The organism is Alcanivorax quisquiliarum (assembly GCF_023051175.1).
GTDB classification, from domain to species: Bacteria; Pseudomonadota; Gammaproteobacteria; order Pseudomonadales; family Alcanivoracaceae; genus Isoalcanivorax; species Isoalcanivorax quisquiliarum.
Genome location: NZ_JALKII010000005.1, coordinates 123,622 through 150,008 on the forward strand (window position 1 = coordinate 123,622; position 26,387 = coordinate 150,008).

The window sequence follows — 26,387 nt, forward strand, 5'->3', positions numbered from 1 at the left end:
TATCTTGTTTTCATCAATCAGCAGGGAGGAACAGACCCATGCAGAACATTCTGAAATCCGACCAGCGTGGCCATGTGAAGCTGGGCTGGCTGGATAGTCGCCACAGTTTCTCGTTCGGCCACTACTACGATCCGCGCTATCAGGGCGTGTCGGTGCTGCGGGTGATCAACGAGGATCGCGTCAAACCGGGCGCCGGCTTCCCCGCGCACGGGCACCGCGATATGGAGATCATCACCTATGTGCTGGAAGGCGCCATTGCGCACCGCGACAGCGAGGGCAATGTGGCCACCCTGCCGGCCGGCCACGTGCAGGTGATGAGCGCGGCAAGCGGCATCGAGCACAGCGAATACAACGCCTCGCAGACAGAGCCGCTGCATTTTCTGCAAATCTGGGTGCGCCCGGATCGTGTCGGCGGCACGCCGCGCTATCAGGAGCTGCCCGCCAGCGATGTGGCGCAGTGGCTGATCGCCAGCCCCGACGGCGAGAACGGCAGCCTGGTGCTGCGTCAGGATGCGCGGCTGTGGCTGCTGAGAGGCGATGTGTGGCAAGAACGTGCGATCGCGGCAGGTCGGCTGTTTTATTTGCATCAGATACGCGGCGAGCGCCGGGTCGGCGACACCGTATTGCGCGGCGGCGACGCCGCGACCGTGTACGGGCAGCCTGAGCTGCTATCGCAGGCAGGGGAAAACAGCCAGACGTTGTTGTTCGATCTGCCCGAGCAGGCGCCATATCTGCCTTGAATTGTTTCAACCCTTACCCAAAAAAACGAACTGAACTGGAGACTCAAAATGGACAAGCTCAACCCTGGATTTTGCTCGCTGGCCGCTTCTTGCTGGCATTGATGTTCGTGCTGGCCGGCTATGACAAAATCGGCGGCTTCGAAGGCACGCAGCAATATATGGCTTCTGTCGGCGTGCCCGGTGCGCTCTTGCCGCTGGTGATTCTGGCGGAACTGGGGGGTGGCCTGGCGATCGTGTTCGGCCTGCTCACACGAGTGGCCTCGGCGGGCCTGGCGATATTCACTATACTGGCGGCGCTGCTGTTCCATGCAGATAGCGATTATGTGCAACAGCTGTTATTCATGAAGAATATTTCCGTCGCTGGTGGTTTGCTGATCCTGGCCGCCGCAGGCCCCGGGCGTATCAGTATCGATCACAAGCTGGGCTGGCGCTGGTAATCCCCCATGTCGCTGGCGGCAACCGCCGCCAGCATTCATTTTTTCTACGGAGTTGATCAATGAGCCTTTCTGATCCGGTGTTGGCGAACGATGTTCTGGCACAGCTTTTCACCGAGGCGCGCACCCACGTGCAGTGGCAGGATCGTGCAGTGTCCGATGAGCAGCTACAAGCCCTTTATGAGTTGGCAAAGTGGGGGCCAACCAGCATGAACTGCTTTCCGATGCGGCTGAAATTCATCAAAAGCCCTGCCGCCAAAGCCAGGCTGGTGCCGCTGCTCGCTGAAGGTAACCAGGCGAAAACCGAGGCTGCTCCGGTCACCATTATTGTCGCCTCCGATCATGCCTTTCACGAGCGTTTGCCGGTGCTCTTCCCCGCCGCGCCTGCGGCACGTGACATGTTTGCCGGCGATCAGGCACTGCGCGATGCCACCGCTTTTCGCAACAGCTCGTTGCAGGCGGCCTACCTGATCATGGCCGTGCGTGCGCTGGGGCTGGATGCCGGCCCGATGTCCGGCTTTGATGCACAGAAAGTGGATCAGGAATTTTTCGCCGGCACCGAGTGCCGCACCAATCTGCTGATCAATGTCGGTTACGGCGTTGCCGAGAAACTGTATCCGCGTGGCCCGCGCCCCGGTTTTGACGAGGTGGCGGAGATTTTGTAAGTGCCGGGCTGTGTGCGCTGGCGTTTCGGCGCGCACAGCCGTTATCGTCATTCGGCGTTGTGGTCTTCCGGCTCCGGTTCCGGCGCCGGCTCTGGTTGCGGCGCCGGTTCCGGTTCTGGTTCTGCGCCAGCGGCGGGCGGCTCTCCGCCATCGAGGTCATCGGCTGCCGCATCATCGGCTGCCGCATCGTTCAGTGTGGCGGCGCCGTCATCCGAAGTGGCCGGCGCATCTGTGTCGGTCACTGCCTGCGCGGCACGTGCAGCTTCTTCCCGTGCGGCTTCCTGCTGCACCTCCTCCGGCGCTTTCTCCACGCCCAGGTGATAGGCCGCAAAGCCGGTATGCACCACCTGGTTTTCTGCCATGCCGAGCAGCCGGCCATTGAAGGGCGCAATGATGGCGCTGCCGGTGTTGGTGACCGGATCGGTGACGGTGCCCAGCACTTGGCCGCGACGTACCTGTTCATTGAGCCGCACTTTCGACATCAGGATGCCGCCTTGATCGGCGCGCAGCCATTGGGATTCATAAAACACCGGTTGCGGTGAGCTCCAGAAGCGCCGCGTCTTGCGCATGCCGAGATTGTCGAGCATGGTTTCGATCGCTTTCACGCCGCTGTCCACCGCGTCTTCTTCCAGCCGGTTCGGGCCGCCGGCCTCCATGGTGACAGTGGGAATTCCGGCTTTGGCGGCTGCCCCGCGCAAGGTGCCGCTGGCGGCTGTGCCATGCAACACGGTGATGCCGCCGAATGTCCGTGCGAACTCGACAATCTCCGGCTGCGTCATGTCGCCTCGTAGCTGCGCATGGTTCACACGGCGCAGTGAACCGGTGTGCAGATCCACCAGAAACTGGCAATGCACGATGATTTCGGAAAACAGCGAGTGCGCCACACGTGCGGCAGAGCTGCCCGTCGGCGTGCCGGGAAAGTAACGGTTCAGATCGCGGCGATCAGCAAGGTAACGCTCGCCGCGGCGAAAACCGTCCAGATTGACAATCGGAATGCCGATCACGCTGCCGCTGAGATTGGCTGGCTCCAGCTGATACATCAGGCGGCGCACCATTTCGATGCCGTTGAGCTCATCGCCATGAATGGCCGCCGTCAGGCAGACGGTCGGGCCGGGGCGGCTGCCGTGGGCCACCAGCACCGGCACCGGGGTGGCAATGGAGGCGAAGGTTTGTGCCGGCGCCCAGTAGAGCGTGTCGAATTCGCCCGCCTTGACCGCATCACCGAGCAGCGCCAGCGGCGCAGGCCGCCCGTCCACTTCCGTGACCTCAGCGGCATCAGGCGCAGCAGTGGAAATCACCTGTAGCGGCGCCGGCTGTGCCGCATCGTCATCTTCCACTTCGGTGGCGAGTGCCGGCCAGCTGAGGCTGGCAGCGCAAGCCAGCGCGCCGCACACGGCGCCTCGGATGGTTTTCATGAGGTCTCCTGAAACACTGCATCGAGCGTGTTGGAGTGATAAATCGGTGTGGTGTTCCTCACCCGCACCGCTTGCCTATCGTACAGGCCGATGACAAGCGTGTGGTGATCAGCGTTTGCTGTAGCGTTGCTTCAGAGTGCGTCGAGGGTTTCCCAGCGGGCAAAGCGCGTTTCAAGCGTGCTCTCCAGGCTGGCCAGTTTCTCTTGTGCCTGGGCGATCTCGGCGGGTGCCTGCTGGTAGAAATCCGGTTCCGCCATGCGTGTGTGCAGCGCGGCAATATCCGCCTCCAGCTGCTCGATTTCGCCGGGCAGCTTTTCCAGTTCGAGCCGTTCGCTATAGGAAAGCTTGCGTGCGGGCGGGGTGGCAGCGGCGGGCTTGGCCGCAGGCGGCTCGGCCGGCTTTGCCGGCTTTTTTTCTTCCGGCGCCGGCGGGCGCTGGCGCAGCCAGTCCTGATAACCGCCCACATATTGATTCACACGGCCATGCTCGAACACCAGCGTGCTGGTGACCACATTGTCGATGAATTCCCGATCATGGCTGACCAGCAACAGCGTGCCGGTGAATTGCATCAGCTGCTCTTCCAACAGATCCAGTGTTTCGGCATCCAGATCGTTGGTCGGCTCATCCAGCACCAGCACGTTGAACGGCCGGGTAAACAGGCGTGCCAGCAACAACCGGTTGCGCTCGCCGCCGGAGAGCGATTTTACCGGCTGCCGTGCCCGCGACGGCTCGAACAGGAATTCCTGCAAATAGCCGATCGCATGTTTGGGCTGGCCGTTGATGGTAAGAATGTCGCTGCCTTCGGTGACGTTCTCCAGCACGGTTTTTTCTTCATCAAGGGCGTCGCGCAGCTGATCGAAATAGGCGATCTCAAGCTGGGTGCCCACTTTCACCGTACCTTGCTCCGGCGTCAGCCGGCCCAGCAGGATTTTCAACAATGTGGATTTTCCGCAGCCGTTCGGCCCGATGATGCCGATGCGATCTCCGCGCAGTACGGTAATGGAAAAATCATCAATAATGCGTCGCTCGCCGAAGCTGTGGCTGATATGCTCGGCCTCGATCACCAGCTTGCCGGAGCGGGTCGCATCCTGCACCGTCAGCGTGGCCGTGCCCTGGCGATTGCGGCGTGCGGCAAACTCATTGCGCAGCGCTTTGAGTGCGCGCACCCGGCCCTCGTTGCGCGTGCGGCGCGCCTTGATACCCTGGCGAATCCAGGCTTCTTCCCGTGACAGTTTCTTGTCGAACTCGGCATTGGCGCGCTCTTCGGCCTCAAGCGCCGCCTGTTTGCCGTCGAGATATTTCTGATAATCTCCCGGCCAGCTGGTGAGGCGGCCGCGATCCAGCTCGATGATGCGCGTGGCCAGTGCCCGGATGAATGCCCGGTCGTGAGTGATGAACACCAGTGTCGCATTGAAGCTGCGCAAGAATTCTTCCAGCCAGTGAATGGCATCAATATCCAGGTGGTTGGTAGGCTCGTCCAGCAGCAGGATATCCGGCGCCTGCACCAGCGCCCGCGCCAGCAGCACGCGGCGTTTCATGCCGCCAGACAGCCCGGCAAATTCCAGCTCGCCGTCCAGCGTCAGGCGCGACAGCACCGTGTCGACCCGTTGCGACAGATCCCAGGCGTTATGTGCATCCACTGCTGCCTGCACCGCTTCAAAGCGTTGCAGCGTGGCGGCATCGCCATTGCCGAGCTGGCTGGTGAGCTGATGATATTCGGCCAGCAGTGCACCCTGTTCGCCCAGGCCCTGCGCCACCACATCAAATACCGAACCGGCGGTATCTCGCGGCACATCCTGCTCCAGCCGTGCGATACGCAGGCCCTGGGCTTGTTCGATGCTGCCGTCGTCAGGCTGGATCTCGTCGGCAATGATCTTCATCAGCGTCGATTTGCCGGCGCCGTTGCGGCCCACCAGGCACAGGCGTTCGCCTTTTTCGATGATCAGTGACACATCTTCAAGCAGCGGCGCGGCGCCGAAACTCAATTGAAGATTACGCAAGGTCAGCAGCATGAGCAGGTTCCAGATGCAGAGGCCAGACGCGCAGCGTGGCCGCCTGGGGCCAGGATTTCCGGCGCAGCAGTGTAGCATTGTAGTGACGCAGTTACATTCCGCCCCCTGTGGCTATGCTATGTTTGGCTGGATTCCGTTTCGGCCAGGATGCCATGCCATGACGCCCCGTGTTGCCCCCTCCTGTTTGCTCAGATCGTTGCTGCTGTTGTGCCTGGCGCTGGGTCTCGCTGCCTGCGACGACAAGCCTGCGTCAGCGCCGGTTGCGCAGCAGGAGCACGCCGATACCGCCGCCGACTGGGCGCCTTATATCGCCAGCCGCTCGCCGGCACAGGTGCCGGCCTCCGGGCCGCTGCGCGTCCGTTTCACGCAGCCGGTGGTGGGCTCGGAGCAGTTGGGCCGCGCTGTCGCCGGGCTGGTCAGCATAACGCCGAAGGTGCAGTTCGAGGCGGTATTTCCCCGTGAAGACGAGCTGGTCATCAATCTGGCTGCACCGTTGAAGGCGGGCGAGCGTTATCAGGTCACTCTTGATCCCGCCGCACTGCCGGGCGTTACCGCAAGCAGCCGATACCGTTTCGAGGTGGCGGCACTGCCGCAAAGCCTGGATCTGCGCCTCGACGGGCTGGCGCCGCTGGCGGGTGATCTGATGCAGCTGCCGGGCCAGCTGGTGACACTGGATCAGGCCGCCGAGCACGATGTGATCCGCGTTTTGCAGGCGCACCAGGGCGAGCGCCGCCTGCCGATCACCTGGCAGCATGAGAGCAGTGGCCGGCAACATACCTTCGTTATCGAACAGATTCAGCGTGGCGACAGCGCCAGCGAAGTGAGCCTGCGCTGGGATGGCCATGCGCTCGGCGCAGGACAACAAGGCGAACACCGGGTGCGGGTGCCGGCGCGGGGCGAGTTTTCCGTCACCGATGTGCGCATCACGGCGGCAGAGCGGCAATATATCGCCGTGACGTTCAGTGCGCCGCTGGCGCCCCGGCAAAATCTGGCCGGGCTGGTGCGGCTGGATGGCCGCGATGCCAGCGCCCGCGTGGAGGGTAGCCAGCTACGTATCTATCCTGCCGAAAACGTCACCGGCGAGGTGAGCCTGCGAATAGAGCCCGGCCTTCGCAACGAGCAAGGTGCGCGGCTGGGGGAAGCCTGGCAGCAGACGCTGACATTTGCCAGCCTCAAACCGGGTGTGCGTTTTGTCGGCAAGGGCGTGGTGCTGCCGAAAAATGATCAGCTGACAGTGCCGTTCGAGGCAGTGAATGTGCGCGCCGTGACAGTGACGGCGCTGAAAGTGTACCGCAACAATATCGGCCAGTTCTTTCAGCAGAACAGTCTTGGCGATGGCCACGGATTGCAGCATGTTGGACGTTATCTGTGGCGGCGGGAATTCCAGCTCAATGATTTGCCCCGTGATCGCTGGCAGCGTTACCTGCTTGATGTTTCCGAGCTGGTGGCGACCGATGAACCGGGCACGCTGTTTCAGCTCGAGCTGCGTATTGATCGCGATCAGGTGCTGATGCAATGCGCCGACAGCACCCCGACCCGGGACCCGGACCGGCCACTGCAAAACTGGGAAGCCCCCGGCCAGGTGGAATCCAGCGGCTGGGATGGCATTGAAAACTGGTTCAACAACACCGGTTATGTGGCGTACTCCGAACGGCACAATCCATGCAGCGCGGCGTATTACCTGTACGACTACGACAACCCGGTCAGCGAAACGCGCAACCTGATGTCATCGAATCTCGGCCTGTTGGCGAAGCAGGGCAGCGATAACCAGTTGCATGTGGTCAGCACGCATTTGCGCACCGCGCAGGCGGCAGCCGGGACAGAAATCGAGGTCTACAACTACCAGCAGCAGCGCATCGCAAAAGGCACCACGGATGCGCGTGGCATGTTGACGCTGCCGCTGGATGGCAATGCGTTTTATCTCACCGCGCAACGGGGCACCGATCGCGGCTACCTGAAACTGGCACGCGGCCTGGCACTGCCCACCAGTCATTTTGATGTGGGCGGCGTGCAGGTGCGCAACGCGGTCAAGGGCTATCTTTATGGCGAGCGCGATGTGTGGCGGCCGGGCGACGATATGCACCTGACTTTTGTGCTGGAAGATCGTGAAGATATATTGCCAGCGCAGCATCCGGTCACGCTGGAGCTGTACGATCCGCGTGGCAATCGCATCACCAGCCGCACCAACAATACGCCGGTGGGCAACTTCTACACCTTTACCTTGCGCACCGACGACGATGCGCCCACCGGCCAGTGGCGCGTGCTCGCTCGGGTGGGCGGCATGGTGTTCGATGCGCCGGTACGGGTGGAAACCATTGTGCCGAACCGGCTGAGCGTCACCCTGGATGCCGGCGAAGAACCACTGCGTGTGACCGAGCTGCCGCGGCAAGTGACGCTGGCGTCGCAGTGGTTGTCCGGTGCCACCGCCAGCCGCCTCAAGGCGGATGTCAAAGTGCGGCTGAGCCCGAAGCCGACACGCTTCGACAGTTTTTCCGATTTTCATTTTGATGATCCGGCGCGCCAGTTCAGCAGCGCCGAGCAGACCGTGTTCGAAGGCCAGCTGGATGCCACCGGCAAGGCAGCTTTTCCGCTGACCCTGCTGCATGATCGGACGGCGCCGGGCATGTTGCGCGTCACCTTCACCAGCCGCGTGTTCGAGCAGGGCGGGCAATTCAGCATCCAGAGCCGGGCGCTGGATTACCACCCCTGGCCACGCTATGTGGGCCTGCGCCTGCCGGCCGGCGATCAGGCGCGGGACATGCTGCTCACCGACACTGACCATCGCGTGCGCATCGCCGCGCTGGACAGCAGCGGCAAGCCGCTGGCGCGGCGCAACCTTGAGGTGTCGCTGTACAAGATCGAGTGGCGCTGGTGGTGGGATCAGAGCGGCGAATCGCTGGCGCGCTATGCCAGCAGCGCAGGCCACCTGGCGCTGCAAAGCGGCACGGTCAGCACCAATGAAGATGGCGAAGGCAGCTGGTCGCTGCGCATCGATTATCCCGAGTGGGGGCGTTATCTGGTGCGGGTGTGCGACCCCGACGGCGGGCACTGTGCCGGGCAAGTGTTCTATATGGATTGGCCGGGCTGGGCCGGGCGGGCGCGGGAAGAGCGCGGCGAAGGCGCCAGCCGCCTGACGCTGTATTCCGATCAGCAGCAATACCGCGTGGGCGAGACAGCTACCGTACAATTGCCGGAAACGGAACAGGGCCGGGCACTGGTCAGCCTGGAAACCGGCAGCCGGGTGTTGCGGCACTACTGGATTGATGTGGGCGAGGGTGAGCAAAGCTTCCAGGTGCCCATCACCGCTGATATGGCGCCCAACGTGTATGTCAGCGTGACGTTGTTGCAGCCCCATGCCGGGCGCGACAACGACCGCCCGCTACGATTGTTCGGCCTGTTGCCGTTACTGGTCACCGACCCCGGCACCCATCTGCACCCGCAGCTTACCGTGGCGCCGGAAGTGCGCCCGCAGCAGCCGTTCGACATCACCGTGCGCGAGAGCGACGGCAAGCCGATGACCTATACCCTGGCGGTGGTGGATGAAGGATTGCTCGGGCTGACCAACTTCCGCACCCCGGATCTGCACCAGCAATTTTTTCGGCGTGAAGCGCTGGGCGTGCGCACCTGGGATCTGTTCGACGACGTGGCCGGCGCTTTTTCCGGTGCGCTGGAACGGCTGATCGCCATCGGCGGTAGTGATGCCGCCGAAATGGACGACGAAGCCAGCCGCCGCCGTCGCTTCCCGCCGGTGGTGCGTTTCCTCGGCGCCTTCCAGCTCAAGCCGGGCGAGCAGCGCAGCCATGAAGTGACCTTGCCGCAATACCTTGGCGCCGTGCGCGTGATGCTGGTGGCCGGCGACAATGGCCGCTACGGCCGTGCCGAGCAGAGCATTACCGTGCGCGAGCCGCTGTCGCTGCTGACCACGCTGCCGCGCGTGCTGGGGCCGAGCGAAGAAGTCGCCGTGCCGGTGAATCTGTTCGTGCAATCGCCAGACATTGATGACGTGACCGTACGACTGTCGGCCGATCCGCTGTTTCAGGTAACGCAGGGCGAGGCCAGCGTGGCCTTCGATGCGCCGGGTGAAGCGATCACCGTGCTGGGCCTGTCGGTGGGAGAGCAGGCGGGTGCCGGCACCGTGCGCGTGCAGGCGGAAGGCGGGAGCGAATCCGTCAGCGAGGAAGTGCACATGACCGTGCGCAGCCCGAACCCGCCCTCGGTGGAGCGCATCGTGGCCACCGTCAGCCCCGGTGAAACCTGGACGCAGGATTTCATGCCGCACGGTATGGCGGGCACCAATACGGTGTCGCTGGAAGTCAGCAGCGTGCCGCCGCTGCATCTGGCGCAGCGTTTGCAGTATCTGATCCGTTATCCCCACGGCTGTGTGGAGCAGATCACCTCCGGGGCCTTCCCGCAGCTTTATCTGCCGGGCCTGATGGTGCTGACCGAGGCGCAGCAAGTGGATACTGCCGCCAACGTGCAGCGCGTCATTGATCGGCTGCGTGGCTATCAACTGGCGGAAGGCGGCTTCGCCTACTGGCCCGGCGCGTCTGGTGTGCACGACTGGTCTACCAGCTACAGCGGGCATTTTCTGCTGGAAGCACGGCGGCTGGGCTATGCCGTGCCGGCAGACATGCTGGAGCGCTGGCAGAACTACCAACGGCAACAGGCGCGCAGCTATGTCACGGGCAATCACTACAGCCAGCTTGCTCAGGCGTACCGCCTCTACACCCTGGCGCTGGCGGGCTCGCCGGATGCCGGCGCCATGAATCGCCTGCGGGATACGACGTCGCTGGGCGACACCGCCCGCTGGCAGCTGGCGGCCGCGTATCAGGTGATGGGCATGCCGGATGTGGCAGCGGCGCTCACCGATAACGCCAGCCTGACGCCCGCACGCTACGACGAGCCCGGCAACACCTTCGGCTCACAATTGCGTGATCGCGCTATCTTGCTGCCGGTGCTGGGCGGGCTGAACCGGCATGAGGAAGCGCAACAGCAGGTGCAGGCCATTGCCGATGCGTTGTCGCAGGATGGCTGGTACAGCACGCAGTCGCTGGCCTGGGCGCTGATGTCGCTGGCGCGTTATTTCGACACTGACGCGGACACCCGCGGTCTGGCATTTGCCTGGCGGCAGGGCGAGGCCGCGTGGCAGGCGGTGGATGAGCCGCAGGCATTGCTCAGCAGCCAATCACCGCAGCCGGAGGCGGCGCCGTTGGCGGTGCGCAACGATAGCGACTGGCCGTTGTATGTGGTGCTGGCCAATCGTGGCGTGCCGGCGGCGGGCGATGAGCGCGGGGCGTCCCAGGGCTTGAGCTTCACGGTGCGCTTTGCCGGCGCCGACGGCGCTGCGCTGCCGGTGCAGCAGCTTACCCAGGGCACGGATATCCAGGCCGAGGTGACGATCACCAATACCAGTGGCCGCCGCCAGGCACCGCTCGCCTTGACGCAGGTGCTGCCCAGCGGCTGGCAGGTGAACAACCAGCGCATGGCCGGCGAGGAGACACCGCAGGCGCTGGATTATCAGGATATTCGCGATGACCGTGTGCTGAGTTATTTTGGCCTTGATGCTGGCGAGAGCCGCACCATCACGGTGTCGCTGAATGCCTCCTTTGCCGGGCGTTTCTACCTGCCGGGCTGGCAGGTGGAAAACATGTACGACACCAGCGTGCAGGCGCGCACCGCAGGCCGCTGGGTCACGGTGGAGGCACGTTAACCCGCACGACAGCCCGCGCAGCCGCCTGTATGCAGGCGGCTGCATTGATCGGAACGCCCCATGCGTCTGCGCAAGCGTTACATTTTATTTTCCGTGCCGGTGCTTGCCATCGTCGCCTTGCTCGCCTGGCCGTTGCCCTCGCCGCTGCTGGAGGCGCCCTACGCACGCGCATTGCTGGATCGTGAGGGGCGGCTGCTGGCGGCGACCATTGCCGCCGATGAGCAATGGCGCTTTGCACCGGTTGCGCAGGTGCCGCCGCGTTTTGCCGAGGCGTTGCTGACGTTCGAAGATCGGCGTTTCTACTATCACCCCGGCGTCGATCCGCTGGCGGTGCTGCGGGCAGCGCGAGATAACTTGCGAGCGCGCCGGGTGGTCAGCGGCGGCAGCACTTTGACCATGCAACTGGCGCGACAGATTGCCGGGCACGAGCAGCGCACATTGATGGCCAAGCTGCACGAGGCCGTGCTGGCACTGAGGCTGGAGCTGCGCTTCAGCAAGGATGAATTGTTGGCGCTGTATGCCAGCCACGCGCCATTTGGCGGCAACGTGGTGGGCCTCAACGCGGCCGCCTGGCGCTATTTCGATCGCCCGCCCACGGAACTGAGCTGGGCCGAGGCGGCGGTGCTGGCGGTGCTGCCGAACAACCCGGCGCTGCTGCACCCCGGCCGCAATCGCGAGGCGTTGCAGCGCCGCCGCGACCAGTTGCTGGATACATTATTTGCCCAGGGCGCCTTCACAGCGCTGGATCATCGCCTGGCACTGGCCGAGCCCTTGCCCCAGGCACCACAGCCGCTGCCCCGGCTGGCACCGCACCTGCTGGATACGCTCCAGCAGCGGGGCAACGCAGGTTTTTTCCACACCACTTTGAGCCGCAGCCTCCAGCAAAGCGTGGCTGCCATCGCGGCGCGGCATGGCCAGCGGCTGGCCCGCGAGGGTGTGCACGATCTGGCGCTGCTGGTGCTGGATCATCGCAGCGGCGAAGTGCGCGCCTATGTGGGTAATCATGCTGCCGGCGCGGCCGACCGGGCCGGCAGCATGATCGATCTGATCCAGCGGCCGCGCAGCAACGGCAGCCTGCTGAAACCATTCTTGTATGCGCTGATGCTCGATGAAGGGCAGCTGTTGCCGCCCACGCTGGTCGCCGATATCCCCACCCATTTTGCCGGCTACAGCCCGGAGAATTATGACCGCCAGTATCGCGGCGCGGTGCCGGCAGAGCAGGCGCTGGCGCGCTCCCTGAACGTGCCCATGGTGCGCATGTTGCGCGAGTACGGGGTGGAGCGCTTTCACGATCAGCTCACCGCGCTGGGCCTGAGCAGCTTGTTCCGGCCGCCGTCGGATTATGGCCTGGCGCTGATTCTGGGCGGCTCGGAATCCACCTTGTGGGAGCTGGCCACGCTGAACATGAACCTGGTGCGCATAGCGCGTGACGGCGCGGATGCGCAACCCATACGGCCGCAATGGTTGCTGGGCCAGACGCCAGAGCCACTGCCGGCAGTGATGGGCCAGGGCGCGGCATGGCTGACACTGGCCGCGCTGACCGATGTGGTGCGGCCCGGCGAGGACAGCCTGTGGCGCGAATACAGCTCCAGCCAGATGATCGCCTGGAAAACCGGCACCAGTTTCGGGCTACGCGATGGTTGGGCCATTGGCAGCAATGGGCAGTACACTGTGGGCGTCTGGGCCGGCAACGCCGAAGGGCAGGGGGTGCCGCAGCTGACCGGTACCACCGCTGCCGCGCCGGTGATGCTGGAGGTGTTCAGCCTGCTAGGCGTCGCTCCTTGGTTGCCCACGCCTCACTGGGCGCTGCAAACGCTTGAGGTGTGCGCCGATGACGGGCTGCTGCCCAGCGGTGATTGCCCCACGCAGGTTACTCAGGCACCCCGTGACAGCCACTTCCGGCAGCTGTCGCCGCATTATCACCGGGTGCAGGTGGATGCCAGCGGCCAGCGGGTTCATGCCGGCTGTGAAAACCCGCTGCGCATGCAAGGGCAGTCCCGGTTTGTATTGCCCGCTGCGCAGGAGTTCTACTGGCGCCGCCACCACCCGGAGTACCTGCCACTGCCGCCCTGGCGGGAGGATTGCCTGGCAGAGCTGGCGGACTTCAGCAGCGATCACCCGATGGCGCTGTTGTATCCGCAGGACGGCACGCGGGTAATGGTGCCAAAGGACCTGGACGGGCGGCTCGGGCGGGTGATGTTTCGGGCGGTGCATCGCGATCCGCGAGCACGGCTGCAATGGCATCTGGACAATCGCTATCTGGGCGAGACACGGCATTTTCACGAGCGTGCGCTGCTGCTGTCGCCGGGCTGGCACCAACTGGTGCTGGTGGATCAGCATGGCCAGCGGCTGGTGCAATGGGTGAAGGCACTGGCGCGGGAAGGCGCGCCGCTGGCGCCGAGTGGTTGACGGTTGGGTACGGCGCTGGCGGCCTGGGGTTATTGCACACTATGGCTGGCCAGCGCGTTGCGCTTGCGTCAATGGGCGCTGTTGCTGTGGCCAGGTTGCATTCGGCTTGTGCTGCAGGGTCGCCTGGTCAACGGTGGAGGGAGGGCGCTGGCGTGGGACGGCGCGCCGCTGGCACCGAGTGGCTGGCGGTCGGGTGCGAGGCTAGTGGTATGGTCAGGCTGGCAGTCGGGCTATCGGGCAAACGCGTGCCGGGCCAACGTGCCGCACATGGTGCGCCGTGCCGGGCGCCCGGCGCGGATAGCACTGCGTGTTGATGCCATCGGCGCGGCAGGGTGCCTTGAAGTCACGGCCGGCAACCGCCATCTTCTGCAACGGCACTGCCATCGCTTGACCACGACCCGCCCGGTGATCTTATGATCCGGCATCTTTTTTCCAACGTCTGATAGGCAGCAGCTGAGCAGCATCAGGCGTACGACCCAAAAGGCTCTTCATGTTTCGCTGGTTTGAACGACGGCTAGAGCCGTTCCCCGCCGAGCAACCGGCGATGCCGCCGACAACCCTGCTGGCGTTCCTGCACCACTACACCCGAGGCGCCTGGCCCTATCTGTGCCTCAGTGCGTTGCTGATGGCAGTGATCGCGCTGATCGAAGTATGGATGTTCGGCTTTCTCGGCAACATCGTCGATTGGTTGTCGGTGCAGGATCGCGACACCTTTCTCCAGCGCGAGGGGCGGCATCTGGCGTGGATGGCGGCAGTGGTGCTGGTGGGATTGCCGCTTGCGGTAGTGCTGCATTCGCTGGTGTTGCATCAGATTCTGATGGGCAATTATCCGATGCGCATCCGCTGGCTGGTGCACCGCTATCTGCTGGGCCAGTCGATGCATTTCTTTCAGGATGAATTTGCCGGCCGCATCGCCACCAAGGTGATGCAAACCGCGCTGGCGGTGCGTGAGGCCGTCATCAAACTGATAGATGTGCTCAATTATGTGCTGGTGTATTTTCTGGGCACGGTATTCATCATTGCCAGCGCCGACTGGCGGCTGGCCTCGCCGCTGCTGGTGTGGCTGTTGTGCTATATCGTGTTCCTGCGGATATTTGTGCCGATGATGGGGCGCATTGCCGAGCGCCAGGCGAACGAGCGAGCGGTGATGACGGGCCGCATCGTCGACAGTTATACCAATATCCAGACGATCAAGTTGTTCTCCCACGCCCGGCGTGAGGCGTCTTATGCGCACGAAGGCATGAATGGATTTTTGCGCACGGTGTATCAGCAGATGCGACTGATCACCTTGCTCAATGGGGTGTTGTATCTGCTCAATTCCTTGCTGCTGTTCAGTGTAGCGGCATTGGCGGTGTGGTTGTGGCTCGGCGAGCTGGTCAGCGTTGGCGCTGTAGCGGTGGCGCTGGGGCTGGTGCTGCGGCTTTGGGGTATGTCGCAATGGGTGATGTGGGAAACCGCCAGCCTGTTCGAAAATATCGGCACCGTGCAGGATGGCATCAGCACCATTGCGTTACCGCATCAGGTGCGCGATCAGCAAAACGCCGGCACGCTGGCAGTGCCAAAAGGCGAAATCCGTTTCGAGCATGTCGCCTTTCATTACGGGCAGCCGGGTGGCTTGTTCGAGGATCTTGATCTGACCATCCGGCCGGGCGAAAAAGTGGGCCTGATAGGCCGTTCCGGCGCCGGTAAATCCACCCTGGTCGGCCTGCTGCTGCGGTTTCACGATGTGGAGCAAGGGCGCATTCTGATCGACGGGCAGGATATCGCCAGCGTGACGCAGGAATCGCTGCGCACAAATATCGGCATGGTCACGCAGGATACCTCCCTGTTGCACCGATCGGTGCGCGACAATATACGTTACGGAAAGCCTGATGCGACGGAGGAGCAGGTGATCGAAGCCGCCCGCCGTGCGCATGCCTGGGAATTTATCCCGGCCCTGGCAGACAGCAAAGGGCGCACCGGGCTGGATGCCCATGTGGGCGAGCGCGGCGTGAAGCTCTCGGGTGGCCAGCGGCAGCGCGTGGCAATTGCCCGCGTGGTATTGAAAGATGCGCCCATCCTGATTCTCGATGAGGCTACCTCGGCGCTGGATTCGGAAGTGGAAACAGCGATTCAGGAAAACATGGATCAGCTGATGGCCGGCAAGACGGTGATCGCTATTGCGCACCGGCTGTCCACCATCGCGGCGATGGATCGGCTGGTGGTGATGGATCATGGCCGCATCATCGAGCAGGGTACACATGATGAGCTGGTTGCCAGGGGGGGTGTTTATGCACAGCTCTGGCAGCGGCAGTCGGGCGGATTTCTGGATAACTGATCGGGACGGCCCAGGCGCCATAGTGAAGGAAAAGGGCAAGGGAAGGGGCAAAGGAGCAATGGCAGAGACAAGGGAAGAAAAAAGAGCGCCGTCGATTATTACGGTAACAGAACTGAGCAAGACCTACGCCGGCGGCTTTCGCGCGCTGGATAGCGTGAATCTGGATATCCGGCGCGGCGAAATATTTGCGCTGCTGGGGCCCAATGGCGCTGGCAAAACTACCCTGATCAGTATTATCTGCGGCATCGTCAATGCCAGTAGCGGGCAGGTGCGGGTGGGCGGCCATGATATCTGGCGAGAGTTTCGTGCCGCACGCAGCCTGATCGGGCTGGTGCCGCAGGAGCTGACCACGGACATGTTCGAAACCGTCTGGGCGACGGTGAATTTCAGCCGTGGCTTGTTCGGCAAGCCTGCCGACAAGGCACTGGTGGAGCGCATCCTGCGCGAGCTGTCGCTGTGGGACAAACGCAACGAGCGCATCATGGCGCTATCCGGTGGCATGAAGCGCCGCGTGATGATTGCCAAGGCGCTCTCCCACGAGCCGGCGGTGCTGTTTCTGGATGAGCCAACGGCAGGGGTGGATGTCTCGCTGCGGCGCGATATGTGGGCAATGGTGCGGCGCCTGCGTGAAAACGGCGTAACGATCATTCTCACCACCCACTACATCGAAGAAGCGGAAGAAATGGCCGATCGCATCGGCATCATCCGTGGCGGGCGCATCACGCTGGTGGAAGAGAAAGCCGCGCTGATGGAAAAGCTCGGCAAGAAACAGCTCACGGTGCAATTACAGCATCCGCTGGCGGATATTCCAGAAGCATTGTCTGATTTGCCGCTGACGTTATCTGCCGATGGCTGCGCGCTGCACTACCACTTTGATTCGCAGGGCGCCCAGGCCGGCATTGCCGTGCTGATGCGCCGCCTGGGCGAGCAGGGTATCGAGTTTGTCGATCTGCATAGTCATCAGAGTTCGCTGGAAGATATCTTTGTCAGCCTGGTGCAGGCGCGGGAGGGAGCAGAATGAATTTCCGTGCCGTCAGTGCCATTTACCGCTTCGAAATGGCGCGTACTTTTCGGACCCTGTTGCAGAGCATCGCTTCGCCGGTGATTTCTACCTCACTTTATTTCATCGTGTTCGGCTCCGCGATCGGTTCACGCATGGTGGAGATCGATGGCGTGAGTTACGGTGCCTTTATCGTACCGGGCCTGATCATGCTGATGCTGCTCACCGAGAGTATTTCCAATGCCTCTTTTGGTATCTTCATGCCGCGTTACAGCGGCACTATCTACGAGGTATTGTCGGCGCCGGTCACGGCGACCGAAGTGGTAATCGGCTATGTGGGCGCTGCGGCCAGCAAGTCCGTGCTGCTGGGGCTGCTGGTATTGATCACGGCGCGGTTATTTGTGCCGTTCCAGATCGAGCACCCGTTCTGGATGATCGCGTTTCTGGTGCTCACGGCGATCACGTTCAGCCTGTTCGGTTTTATCATCGGTATCTGGGCCGACGGTTTCGAAAAATTGCAGATCATTCCGCTGATGATTGTCACGCCGCTGGCCTTTCTCGGCGGCACTTTCTATTCCCTGAGCATGCTGCCGCCGCTGTGGCAAACCATCACTCTGTTCAACCCGGTGGTCTATCTTGTCAGCGGCTTTCGCTGGAGTTTTTATGGCCAGGCGGATGTGAATATAGTGCTCAGTTTCGGCATGACGCTACTGTTCATGCTGGGCTGCGTTGCTGTGATTGCCTGGATTTTCCGCACAGGCTACCGCTTGAAAAGCTGACATCACCACGCCGACGGCGCCGTGATGTCGGCGTCAGTCTGCCAGTCCGTCAGGCATCGGCCTTGCTGCCGCCTGCGGGCCGTTGCTCAGGTGTTGGCCTGGCTGCTGCTGGCCGGGGATTGCTGCAAGGCAATCTCGTCACCGGCCCGGTTGAGAATGTGTACATCCACCTGGCTGTAGGAAATGCGCAGCCCCTGCTCGCGGCAAAGCTGGTCGATGCGTCGGTTGAGCTCGTCACCGGCCGGGGTGCGGTCCGCCAGTTCGCTGACATGCACCCGCAGCTCGTGATCCTGGGTGGCGCTGCCGAAGGCGGTGAAGATGGCCTGCGGCGCGGGCGTTTGCATCACTCGCGGGTTCTCGCTGGCGGCCTGGAGCAGCAAGCGCCGGATCAGCTCCGGGTCGCTGCCGTGGGCAAAGCCGATCTGGATCACCAGCCGCGTAATGGTATCCGTGAGCGACCAGTTCACCAGCCGGTCGGTGACGAACGCCTTGTTCGGGATAATCACTTCCTTGCCGTCACCGTCGCGCACGGTGGTAGCGCGGATGCGAATGCGCGTCACCGTGCCGGTGTGATTGCCCAGCGTAATCAGATCGCCCACGCGCACCGGGCGCTCGAACAACACGATAATGCCGGCGACAAAGTTGCCGAAGATTTCTTGCAGGCCAAAGCCCAGCCCCACACCCAATGCGGCCACCAGCCACTGCAACTTGTCCCAGGAAACGCCGAGCGAGCCAATGGCGACCACCAGCCCGACCGCCGTGATGATATAAGCCAGCAGGGAGGTGATGGTGTAGGCGCTGCCCGGCCGTAGTGCCAGCCGAGACAGCACCGCCACTTCGAGCAGGCCAGGCAGGTTGCGGGCCATCATCAGCGCCACGATCAGAAATAGCATCCCGAATACCACATCACCAAGGCTGGTGCGTACCAGCTGCGCCTGCTCGCCGGTGCCCACGGTCTGTTGCCACAAGGTAATGGTGTCGAGGTAAGACATCGCCCCGATCAGATCAGCCCAGACCCAATAAATGGCAACACCAAATACCAGCAGCAAAAACAGATGTGCGATGCGCAATGCCTGGGTGTTCACCAGCGCCAGATCAAGCGGCGGCTCTTCCGCTTCGGGCACATCGCTCGGCTCGGCCTGCTTGGCCAGGCGCAGCTCTTCGCGCCGTATCAGCGCCCGCCGATAGGCCAGCCGGCGGGCCGCCAGTGTCAGGCCACGGCGCACCGTAGCGGCGCAGAGCAACCACAACACCAGCAGGTAAAACGAATCCACCAGCCGGCCGCCAAGGCGCACGGCGGTGTAGTAGTAGCCCAGCGCGGCCAGCACTGTCAGCAGCAGCGGTGCCAGCGCGATGGCAGCAATGGAAAGGCGCAGCAGGCGCACCCCCGGCGCACTCGGGTAGCCGGCCACCAGCCGCCACATCAGCGCCGCCAGGATCGGCCCCGCGAGCAACATCACCCACAAGCCGATCACATCATCCGCAAGCCGCTGCGGTGTCTGCTCGCCAACGGCAATCACCGCTGCCAGTGGCACAAAGGCAAGCCCGAGCAACAGCAGCAGGCGACGCATGGCGCGAGTATTCTCGGCCGGCCAGCGGAAGTGCCGGATGATGACGCCGTCGCGGCGGAACAGCCGCAACAACAGTCCGAATACCAGCGCGATCATTGCCAGCTTCATCATGGCGGCGCCGATCAGCGTGGCGCCGGCGGTGTCGCCGCTACGCAGCACCAGCCCGGTGGCACCGAGCACTAATGGCAGCGGCGCCACGGCGAGCACGTTCAGCGCCAGCGCGGCGGGAGTGTTGCGCTGGGCATCCAGCCGCAGAAAGCCGATCTGCTCGTCGATGGCCGCCAGGCGCCGGCGCAGCGCCGGGCGCCGCACCAGCAATACCAGCGCTGCCAGCCCGGCGAGCAGGATCAGCGGCCAGCGCGCTTGCACGCGCTCCAGCGCCTGGCGCCAGGTGGGATGTTGCCAAAGGGCCGCGACTTGCCGGGCGAAGCGTGCCGGCATCTCCAGCAAGGTGGGCACCGTCAAAGCACGGTTGCTGGGCATCCACAGCAGTTGCTCTTCGATGGTGGCTCGGGATTGCCGGCTGGCGGTCTGCAATTGTTGGCGCAGCGTGGTGCCATTGATGGCCAGCGACAGCAATTGCGTCAGCTCCGGGTCAAGCTGTTGCAGCAATTCCTGGCGCACTTGCAGTATGTTGATGAGGGCTGCTTCGGCCGCTGCATCGTCGGCATGGCCGGCTTCTTCCAGCAACTGCCGGGCGAGCCCCTGCGGTTGTAGCAGTGCGTCGCGCTGGCCGGAAATCTGAAACTGCTCCAGCCGCAGCGCCGGGATATCCAGCGAGCCGCCGGGCTGGCGGGCAAGCTGTGGCAGCAGGCGTTGTTGCTGGAACAACAGCCGCGACAGCAGCAGGCTGCCCTGCAATGCCGATACCTGCTCGGTCAGTGAGCGCTCCAGCTGGCGCACCTTGTCGAGCTGGCTGCGCAGCTGCACGTTCACGCGCAACTGCTCATTGACTTGCGATGTGACCGCCAGCAGGCGCTCGGCCAGCGTATTGTTGGTGGCCAGCTGTGCCTGTAACACCGGCGTATCCGGCAGCTCGGTGAGCTGTTCACGGCTGGCCGCGATGGCGGCGAGTGTGTGCGCCTTGCGTTTGGCATCCAGCACATCCTGAAGCACGCTCAGGCGGGCATCGTGGTCGTCGATCTGGCGTTGCAGCAACGTGGCGCGCTGGCTGGCCAGGGCTTTCAGCTCGGCGCTGGCCTGCATTTCCATGCGGTGCAGTTCCAGCCGGGCATTCAGCGCCGCAATCTGGGTGCGCAACCGGTCGCCGACGATCTGCTGCGCCGAGGCATCATCGCGCACGCTCAGCTGCATCAACTCGATGCGGGCGTTTTCCTGCTCCTGTAGCGCGCTGGCCAGCGCCGCCTGCACCCGCTCGGGCAGGATCTGCTGGGCGGCGATGTCGCTGGTGGTGTCGGCCAGCGTTTGTTGCAGCGCTTCCTGGCTGGTCAGTGTTTCCATCAGCAGGGCGTTGAGATTCTCCAGGTCGCGGTTCTGGTAATCGGCCCGCAAGGCCGCCGGATCAGCGTCGCGAAACCGCGCCAGCGCGCGCTGCTGGCGCAGGCTGTCGGCCGGTGCGTCGCGCAAGCGCTGTTGCAATTGCTGCTGGCGGCGTTGGGTATCGGCAAGCTCCTCAAGCCATTGCAGGGTCAGCTCCAGCTCACTGCGCAGCTCGGCAGCCTGGGCAGCGGGCAGCTCCTGCGTGGCGAGGTGTTGCAGCTGGCCGCGCACGGCATCCGGTTCAGGCAGGGGCTGGGCGTAGCCGGCCAGGGCAACGCCGAGCAAGGCCATGCAGGGCAGCAGTGAGCGCAGGAAGAATGGCGGCAGGATCATTGTCGGTTCCTGTGACGAGAACAAGCAGCCTGCATGATCGCAGAATCTGGCGCCGCCGCCAGTGCCTGTGATGGTGCTGCTTCGCTGCGGTGGCCTGCTAGCGGCAGGCGGCGATGTTCGTTGCGGTAGCCGATGCTGCGGCAGTTGATGCCGCGACAGTGGTCGCGGTAGCCGCCAGGCGGCGTTCGAGCGCGGCCAGAGCCTGCGGTGCATGCTCGCTGTGGCGCGCACCCCGCAGTGCGTCTGCCGTATCACAGCCAAGCGCTGCCAGCGCCAGCGCCAGATTGTTCCAGGCCGCGAAGGCTTGCGGGCGCAGCACGGTGGCGGTGCGCCAGGCCTCGATGGCAGCTGCGGATTGCTGGCGTGCCCATAGATGATTGCCCAGCGCGAACTGCACCAGATAATCGTCCGGATGTCGTTGTGCGGTAGCGTGCCAGTAAGGCGCGGCGGCGGCGGCGCCCGCGGTGCCGGCCAATTCTTCCAGCGCCTGCACCAGCAGCACGGGCCGCGTCTGTGGCGGCAACTCGCCGACAGGCAGCACCACCCAGCCTTGCTGATCGGCCCGCTGCCAGGTGCGAACGAAGCGGTTCCAGCGCATCGGTTCCGCTTCGCGTGTGTCGGTATTGAGGATCACGCTGGCGCCGTCACGGCGATAACCGGTGACCACGGCAAAGTGCCAGCGTGGATAGAAAGAGAGGGCCAGGTTTTGCAGCACCAGCACGGGATAACCCACGTCGAGATTGGCCATCAAGGCACTGGGCGTCGTGACCGGATAGACCAGTCGCTCCCGAGCGCGAGCGGCGGCCACCAGCTCCATCGCCAGGCTGCCTTGCCGCTGCGGCAGCCAGACTTCCGCCACCAGCGCTTGCGGCGCCGCCGCTACCCCGGCACTGCCAAGCACCGTCGCCAGCGCCGCCGGCCCGCACTGGTAATCGTCCTGGGGAAAGAATGGCACGGCCGGCACCTGCGCCTCGCCGGGCATACCGGCGCTCAGCGGGGCGCGGCTCTGGCAGCCGGCGAGGGCTACCAGCAATAACAGAGCGGGCAGGGCCCAACGGCGGTGCCCGCGCAGGTATGGCATGAGTCAGGTTCTCTCTCGGGTTCTCGGTCAGGCTTTCTATTAAATTCCTATTAAATGCTCTATCAAATTCTCGGAAAAACGTTGGTGACGCCGAGCAGATCAAGCACGATCAGCAATACCAGAATAAATACCAATACGCCCAGTGCCCCTTCGCCGGCTGGCAACTCGTCCGCCTGGTCGGCAAGGCTGGCCAGCTCTGCGTCGCTCAGGCGATCCAGCCGCTCATCAATCTGCGCCGGATCAACGCCGAAACGCTCCAGTGCACTGGTGGCTTCGCTGCGTTCGAGAGCGGCTTTAAGCCGTGCCTGATTGTCGGCTCGTTGCTCCTGCGCGAGCAAGTCGGTGGTGCCGATCATGCCATTAAGGTCGGTGCCGATCATGGCCGCATGGGCAGCAGGCAGCATGAGCGTTTGTACCGCCAGCATGACGACGACAAGTGCGCGAACAATAACAGCTCTTGTGTTCATGGGTGTTCTCCTCCACGGGCATTGGTGACCTTGAAAACGCTAGCACATCGTGGTGTGGGTGCTCGGGCGCGGCCGGCTGGTTTTGCAATCTTTTCGCCCGGCGCGGGTGAAAGTTGTGACGCATCGCCCTGCAACCGCGTGGCGAGGCGGGTGGCAGGTTTGCGGTAAAAGCGCTGTTGAGGCAAGGTATGTGGCCTGGCGACGGCATGTTTGAAACCCGCACCGCCAGCGCCGGGGTGCCGGGTGCGCCGTTGTCCTTGTCAGGTGATTCTTTCCAGACAGGAGACAGGAATATGTCCAGCACTTTCGTCGGGCGGCAGAGTCAGCGCCCGGATGCATCTGCGCCGGTTGAGCCGGCCGATCCTTATCCCTCCCGTATTGCCGAGGCCAGTGAGTTACCCGGCATGTTCCCCCGCCAGGACCCGGTAGTGCATTCCCGTGTGCCGCAACGCTGGCAGGGGCCGCTGGATGAAGAGGCATTGTCGCGTTACGAGCGCGACGGCTTCTTGTGGTTTGAAGGCTTCTTCTCCCGCGAGCGGGTGGAGCCCTTTTTTGATGAGCTGTCGGCCATGGCGAGTGACAGCGCTCTGATGAAATCCGATCAGGTGATTCTCGATCCGCAAAACGGCGCGCTGCGCTCGGTGTTTGCCATGCATGAGCTGTCGGAGCGCTTTGATCGCCTGACCCGTGACCCGCGCATCCTCGGCATGGTGCGGCAATTGCTCGGCGGCGATGTTTATATTCACCAGTCTCGCGTTAACCACAAGTTCGGTTTTGAGGGCAGCGGTTTTCAATGGCACTCGGATTTTGAAACCTGGCACGCGGAAGATGGTATGCCGCGCATGCGTGCGGTGAGCGCCTCGTTGATGCTGACGGACAACAACGAATTCAATGGGCCTTTGATGCTGATCCCCGGCTCGCACCAGTATTTTATTCCCTGCGCGGGCGAAACGCCGCCGGAGAACTGGCGCCATTCCTTGAAGGCCCAGCAACTGGGTGTGCCGCCACAATCGGCGTTGTCGAAGCTTGCGCGGGAGGGTGGTATTGTCGCGCCGAAAGGCCCGGCGGGTTCATTGCTGTTGTTCGAGTGCAACGTGTTGCATGCCTCGAACCGCAACCTTTCGCCCTGGCCACGGGCGAATCTGTTTTTTGTCTACAACAGTATCGACAATCAGCCGGTGACGCCGTTTTGCGGGCAGCCGCCCCGGCCGCGCTTTCTTGCCACACGCGGCCTTGCGGCACGCGAGGGCTGGCCGGCGCAGCACCCGCGCAGCCAGATCATCCGGCCACTGGAAATGGTGGATGATTTCTGGCCGCTGGGCAGTGTTCATTAATCGTCTTCGGCACCCATGGCCGCGTCCACGCGCGCCAGATTGCGGCGTATCAGAGCCTGATCTGCGGGCGAGCTGGCGTTGTTCAGCTCGCCCAGGAACTGGTTCGACTGTTGTAACGACTGTTGCAGCATTTTCTTCTGTTCGGCAGGCAGGTGCGGGTTGTTCTCGATTTCCCGCAATGCCTCCTGCAGCCCGGCATGCATGTCGGCCTGCGAGGTGCCGTATTGCTCAGCCTGCACGGCCGAATAGGCACTGAGCACCTGCACCGTGGTGTCTGCCCATTGGGTGGCCGAGGAGAATCCATGCTTGCGAAGAATACGCATGACCTCGGGATGTTCCTTGGCGGAGGCGATCAGGTGATCGCGCAAGCTCATGCCTGATGGCGCTGCATCATCAAGAAAATCGTCATCTTCAGGGAGCTGGTCTGACCATTCGCGCCCTTCTGTGGCTGCGGCAATCCAGCGATCCAGTTGTGCCTGGGTCAGATCAGCGGCATGTGTGCCAAGAGCCAGGCAAAAAAGCGACAGCGCCAGTGCTGGGCGGATCAGTTTCTTGAGCATGAAAAACCTCCGTGTAAACGGTAATGGATAAATTGGTACGGCGGTGATCTTAGCGCAGTTCTCATGATGAGGGCGGGGTGTGTATCCCGGCCGGCGCCGCGCCGCCATTTGCCAGTGCCACGACTTGTGCGTTCAGGCGGGTTATCTGCCGTGCCATATCAGTGAGCAGGCCGTGAATCATGCTCGGATTGGCACGAATCAATTGCTCGAACTGGTGTTCCGGCACCTTGATGACAGCGCAACGGCTTTTCGCACGCACTGTTGCGGTGCGCGCCGAGCGCGTCAGCACCGCCAGCGCGCCGAGCAGTTCACCTTCGCCAACGTCACCCACGCTTACATCATCCACCAGTACCTCTGCCTGGCCTTCGAACAGGCTGAAGACATAATCGGCATTTTCGCCTTGGCGAATGATCTCTTCGCCTGGCTGGTAATAGGCGAATTGCGAGTTGGTCAGTGGCATTTCACCGGTTTGCGCGGCCAGCAGGCGCACCCACAGCGCCTGCTGGGTCAGCATCAGTTGCGTCCACTGCCGTGCGCGGGTGGCGTCCGCCAGCACGGCCGCGTGTAGCGCTTCGGTATCGAATCCGAGCAGTAATACAGCGGCATCCGCCTGATATCGGATGCCTTCGCCGCTGGCATCGGGAAAGATCAGATCGCCTTCGTCCCAGGTCAGCAGCCGTTTCTTCTGGTGCGCCATGCTCAACATACCGCCCTTCACCAGATAGGTGCGGGTGGGATCCATGCCGTGGGCAAAAGCGTTACGGGTCGGATTGAGATGCAGGGTGTCGCCGGTGATCGGCAGATGATGAGTCAGTTCACGAGCCAGGCGTTTGTATTGCCGGGCCAGTGCAGAAAAGCCGCTCGTGGGCTCCACGATAGACAGCATGGTCAGGCTCCGTTTTTCCCCCGAAAAAACACGGCCAGCAAGCCGAGTTGGCCGTGTGTGCTGGCCGTGTGTGCTGGCAGAGTATGCTGCATTGACGAGCGCGTAAAGGCGTCGCAGGTCAAGGTGGTGCGCAGTGCCGGGGAAAGCGGGCAGGCGGTCACAGTTTTTTGAGGCAGAACACCGGCGCGGTGAGGCCGCGCCGGCGAGCAGATATCAGTCGAACTGGCGGGGCAGAAAGGCGGGTGCTTCCTTGTTGCGTGCTGCCTGCATGGCGCGGCGCTGGTTCTTGCCACGCAGTAGTCGGAACTGATATTTGCTTTCCAGATCGAAGGCGATGTCTTCCGGCGCCGCCCAGGCTTCGTGAAACAGGCGCTTGGTGGCGGCCAGTGCATCCGGCGAGCGCTGTAAAAGCTCCTGTGCCAACGCTTCGGCATCGGCCAGCGGATCGTCACTGACGCCGGTGACCAGATTGAGGTGCAGGGCTTCTTCGCCGGAAATAATACGGCCGGTCATGGTCAGCGCCTTGGCCACATCCATGGGCACCAGTTCGCGCAGGCTCACGCTGCCGGTCATATCGGGGATCAGACCCCATTTGCTTTCCATTACCGAAAATTCGCAATCCGGTGTAGTGAAGCGAAAATCCGCCGCCAGCGCGATTTGCAGGCCACCACCAAAGCAGTGCCCGTGTGTCACGGCAATCACCGGCACCGGCAGCTCACGCCACGTCCAGCAGGCTTGCTGAAAAATATTGGTGCGCCGGCCGCCCCACTTGATAAATGCTCGCAAGAGGCCGAGCGGCTTGCCGAGCACGCTGGCAAAATCCAGCCCGGCGCAGAATGCCTTGCCTTCGCCTTGCAGGATCACCGCACGCAGAGAGCGATCCCGGCGCAGGCTTTTGGCGGCATCCACCAGCCCATACAGCATATCCAGATCCAGGCCGTTGTATTTTTCCGGCCGGGCGAGGGCCACATAGGCGATGCCATTTTCGCTGCGACGAACGGTGATGCGGTTTCGAAAGTGTCGGGGTTCGGACATGGGCGCTCTCGCTGGTGAAGTAGGCAGGTGTGTCGGGCGTCTGGTGGCGCCGAGTCAGTCAATGCGTGCGTGGCGCACCGCTGTGCCTTGCAACAAGGTTGTCAGGCACAGCGGTGGAGCCAAGGGCGTTATCAAGCCG

Annotated in this window: 17 protein-coding genes; 9 read left to right on the plus strand and 8 right to left on the minus strand. The window is 63.1% G+C overall.

Annotation, left to right across the window (positions count from 1 at the left end; translation table 11 throughout):
- Nucleotides 1–38: 38 nt before the first annotated feature.
- The 3 genes from MU846_RS09060 (at nucleotide 39) to MU846_RS09070 (ending at nucleotide 1,839) form a co-directional block, all read left to right on the plus strand.
- The gene (locus MU846_RS09060) at nucleotides 39–740 is read left to right on the plus strand and encodes a pirin family protein (RefSeq protein ID WP_246951883.1); all 702 of its coding nucleotides are present in this window, start codon (nucleotides 39–41) and stop codon (nucleotides 738–740) included.
- 71 nt (nucleotides 741–811) lie between these two features.
- Entirely contained in the window at nucleotides 812–1,177 is a 366-nt protein-coding gene (locus MU846_RS09065) for a DoxX family protein (protein WP_306799331.1), read from the plus strand.
- A 59-nt stretch (nucleotides 1,178–1,236) separates the two neighbouring features.
- On the plus strand, nucleotides 1,237–1,839 hold the full coding sequence (locus tag MU846_RS09070; RefSeq protein WP_246951885.1) for a malonic semialdehyde reductase: 603 nt from the start codon (nucleotides 1,237–1,239) through the stop codon (nucleotides 1,837–1,839).
- A 47-nt stretch (nucleotides 1,840–1,886) separates the two neighbouring features.
- Here the strand turns inward: MU846_RS09070 and MU846_RS09075 are convergent, their stop codons facing one another.
- Both MU846_RS09075 and MU846_RS09080 read right to left on the minus strand, forming a co-directional pair.
- Nucleotides 1,887–3,254: a succinylglutamate desuccinylase/aspartoacylase family protein gene (locus MU846_RS09075; protein ID WP_246951887.1), complete on the minus strand. Its 1,368-nt coding sequence runs from the start codon at nucleotides 3,252–3,254 to the stop codon at nucleotides 1,887–1,889.
- Nucleotides 3,255–3,385: 131 nt separating this feature from the next.
- Nucleotides 3,386–5,266 carry an ATP-binding cassette domain-containing protein gene (locus tag MU846_RS09080; protein WP_246951889.1) on the minus strand — a complete coding sequence of 627 codons (1,881 nt, stop codon included), beginning with the start codon at nucleotides 5,264–5,266 and terminating at the stop codon, nucleotides 3,386–3,388.
- A 157-nt stretch (nucleotides 5,267–5,423) separates the two neighbouring features.
- Here MU846_RS09080 and MU846_RS09085 point away from each other — a divergent pair, with 157 nt between their 5' ends.
- The 5 genes from MU846_RS09085 to MU846_RS09105 all read left to right on the plus strand — a co-directional run bounded on the left by MU846_RS09085 (nucleotide 5,424) and on the right by MU846_RS09105 (nucleotide 17,481).
- Entirely contained in the window at nucleotides 5,424–10,976 is a 5,553-nt protein-coding gene (locus MU846_RS09085; protein WP_246951892.1) for an MG2 domain-containing protein, read from the plus strand.
- 60 nt (nucleotides 10,977–11,036) lie between these two features.
- The gene (gene pbpC / locus MU846_RS09090) at nucleotides 11,037–13,385 is read left to right on the plus strand and encodes a penicillin-binding protein 1C (RefSeq protein ID WP_246951895.1); all 2,349 of its coding nucleotides are present in this window, start codon (nucleotides 11,037–11,039) and stop codon (nucleotides 13,383–13,385) included.
- A 490-nt stretch (nucleotides 13,386–13,875) separates the two neighbouring features.
- Nucleotides 13,876–15,702, plus strand: a complete 1,827-nt coding sequence (locus tag MU846_RS09095; RefSeq protein ID WP_246951897.1) for an ABC transporter ATP-binding protein — start codon at nucleotides 13,876–13,878, stop codon at nucleotides 15,700–15,702.
- A gap of 58 nt (nucleotides 15,703–15,760) precedes the next feature.
- The gene (locus MU846_RS09100; RefSeq protein WP_246951899.1) at nucleotides 15,761–16,723 is read left to right on the plus strand and encodes an ABC transporter ATP-binding protein; all 963 of its coding nucleotides are present in this window, start codon (nucleotides 15,761–15,763) and stop codon (nucleotides 16,721–16,723) included.
- Nucleotides 16,720–17,481: an ABC transporter permease gene (locus tag MU846_RS09105; protein WP_246951901.1), complete on the plus strand. Its 762-nt coding sequence runs from the start codon at nucleotides 16,720–16,722 to the stop codon at nucleotides 17,479–17,481. Before MU846_RS09100 ends, MU846_RS09105 begins: the two co-directional genes overlap by 4 nt.
- Before the next feature lie 86 nt (nucleotides 17,482–17,567).
- Here the strand turns inward: MU846_RS09105 and mscK are convergent, their stop codons facing one another.
- The 3 genes from mscK to MU846_RS09120 all read right to left on the minus strand — a co-directional run bounded on the left by mscK (nucleotide 17,568) and on the right by MU846_RS09120 (nucleotide 22,433).
- Nucleotides 17,568–20,885 carry a mechanosensitive channel MscK gene (gene mscK / locus MU846_RS09110; RefSeq protein WP_246951903.1) on the minus strand — a complete coding sequence of 1,106 codons (3,318 nt, stop codon included), beginning with the start codon at nucleotides 20,883–20,885 and terminating at the stop codon, nucleotides 17,568–17,570.
- A 97-nt stretch (nucleotides 20,886–20,982) separates the two neighbouring features.
- Nucleotides 20,983–21,966: a PA2778 family cysteine peptidase gene (locus tag MU846_RS09115; RefSeq protein ID WP_246951905.1), complete on the minus strand. Its 984-nt coding sequence runs from the start codon at nucleotides 21,964–21,966 to the stop codon at nucleotides 20,983–20,985.
- Between the two features lie 62 nt (nucleotides 21,967–22,028).
- Entirely contained in the window at nucleotides 22,029–22,433 is a 405-nt protein-coding gene (locus MU846_RS09120; protein ID WP_246951907.1) for a PA2779 family protein, read from the minus strand.
- 293 nt (nucleotides 22,434–22,726) lie between these two features.
- On the opposite strand from MU846_RS09120, the gene thpD reads away from it, so the two are divergent.
- The gene (thpD, locus tag MU846_RS09125; RefSeq protein ID WP_306799332.1) at nucleotides 22,727–23,767 is read left to right on the plus strand and encodes an ectoine hydroxylase; all 1,041 of its coding nucleotides are present in this window, start codon (nucleotides 22,727–22,729) and stop codon (nucleotides 23,765–23,767) included.
- Here thpD and MU846_RS09130 read toward each other — a convergent pair.
- The 3 genes from MU846_RS09130 to MU846_RS09140 all read right to left on the minus strand — a co-directional run bounded on the left by MU846_RS09130 (nucleotide 23,764) and on the right by MU846_RS09140 (nucleotide 26,248).
- A complete protein-coding gene (locus tag MU846_RS09130; RefSeq protein ID WP_246951909.1) occupies nucleotides 23,764–24,327 on the minus strand; it encodes a hypothetical protein in 564 nt (187 codons plus the stop codon). The two genes, thpD and MU846_RS09130, sit on opposite strands and share 4 nt — an antisense overlap.
- A 61-nt stretch (nucleotides 24,328–24,388) precedes the next feature.
- Nucleotides 24,389–25,213: a cyclic nucleotide-binding domain-containing protein gene (locus MU846_RS09135; RefSeq protein ID WP_246951911.1), complete on the minus strand. Its 825-nt coding sequence runs from the start codon at nucleotides 25,211–25,213 to the stop codon at nucleotides 24,389–24,391.
- A gap of 213 nt (nucleotides 25,214–25,426) precedes the next feature.
- The gene (locus MU846_RS09140) at nucleotides 25,427–26,248 is read right to left on the minus strand and encodes a crotonase/enoyl-CoA hydratase family protein (protein ID WP_246951912.1); all 822 of its coding nucleotides are present in this window, start codon (nucleotides 26,246–26,248) and stop codon (nucleotides 25,427–25,429) included.
- Nucleotides 26,249–26,387: the final 139 nt, after the last annotated feature.

Coding starts and splice junctions, on each gene's coding strand:
- MU846_RS09105 (WP_246951901.1), top strand. CDS start 16,720: ATGAATTTCCGTGCCGTCAGTGCCATTTACCGCTTCGAAATGGCGCGT.
- MU846_RS09115 (WP_246951905.1), bottom strand. CDS start 21,966: ATGCCATACCTGCGCGGGCACCGCCGTTGGGCCCTGCCCGCTCTGTTA.
- MU846_RS09085 (WP_246951892.1), top strand. CDS start 5,424: ATGACGCCCCGTGTTGCCCCCTCCTGTTTGCTCAGATCGTTGCTGCTG.
- MU846_RS09075 (WP_246951887.1), bottom strand. CDS start 3,254: ATGAAAACCATCCGAGGCGCCGTGTGCGGCGCGCTGGCTTGCGCTGCC.
- MU846_RS09080 (WP_246951889.1), bottom strand. CDS start 5,266: ATGCTGCTGACCTTGCGTAATCTTCAATTGAGTTTCGGCGCCGCGCCG.
- MU846_RS09130 (WP_246951909.1), bottom strand. CDS start 24,327: ATGCTCAAGAAACTGATCCGCCCAGCACTGGCGCTGTCGCTTTTTTGC.
- mscK (WP_246951903.1), bottom strand. CDS start 20,885: ATGATCCTGCCGCCATTCTTCCTGCGCTCACTGCTGCCCTGCATGGCC.
- MU846_RS09135 (WP_246951911.1), bottom strand. CDS start 25,213: ATGCTGTCTATCGTGGAGCCCACGAGCGGCTTTTCTGCACTGGCCCGG.
- MU846_RS09095 (WP_246951897.1), top strand. CDS start 13,876: ATGTTTCGCTGGTTTGAACGACGGCTAGAGCCGTTCCCCGCCGAGCAA.
- MU846_RS09140 (WP_246951912.1), bottom strand. CDS start 26,248: ATGTCCGAACCCCGACACTTTCGAAACCGCATCACCGTTCGTCGCAGC.
- MU846_RS09100 (WP_246951899.1), top strand. CDS start 15,761: ATGGCAGAGACAAGGGAAGAAAAAAGAGCGCCGTCGATTATTACGGTA.
- thpD (WP_306799332.1), top strand. CDS start 22,727: ATGTCCAGCACTTTCGTCGGGCGGCAGAGTCAGCGCCCGGATGCATCT.
- MU846_RS09060 (WP_246951883.1), top strand. CDS start 39: ATGCAGAACATTCTGAAATCCGACCAGCGTGGCCATGTGAAGCTGGGC.
- MU846_RS09120 (WP_246951907.1), bottom strand. CDS start 22,433: ATGAACACAAGAGCTGTTATTGTTCGCGCACTTGTCGTCGTCATGCTG.
- MU846_RS09070 (WP_246951885.1), top strand. CDS start 1,237: ATGAGCCTTTCTGATCCGGTGTTGGCGAACGATGTTCTGGCACAGCTT.
- pbpC (WP_246951895.1), top strand. CDS start 11,037: ATGCGTCTGCGCAAGCGTTACATTTTATTTTCCGTGCCGGTGCTTGCC.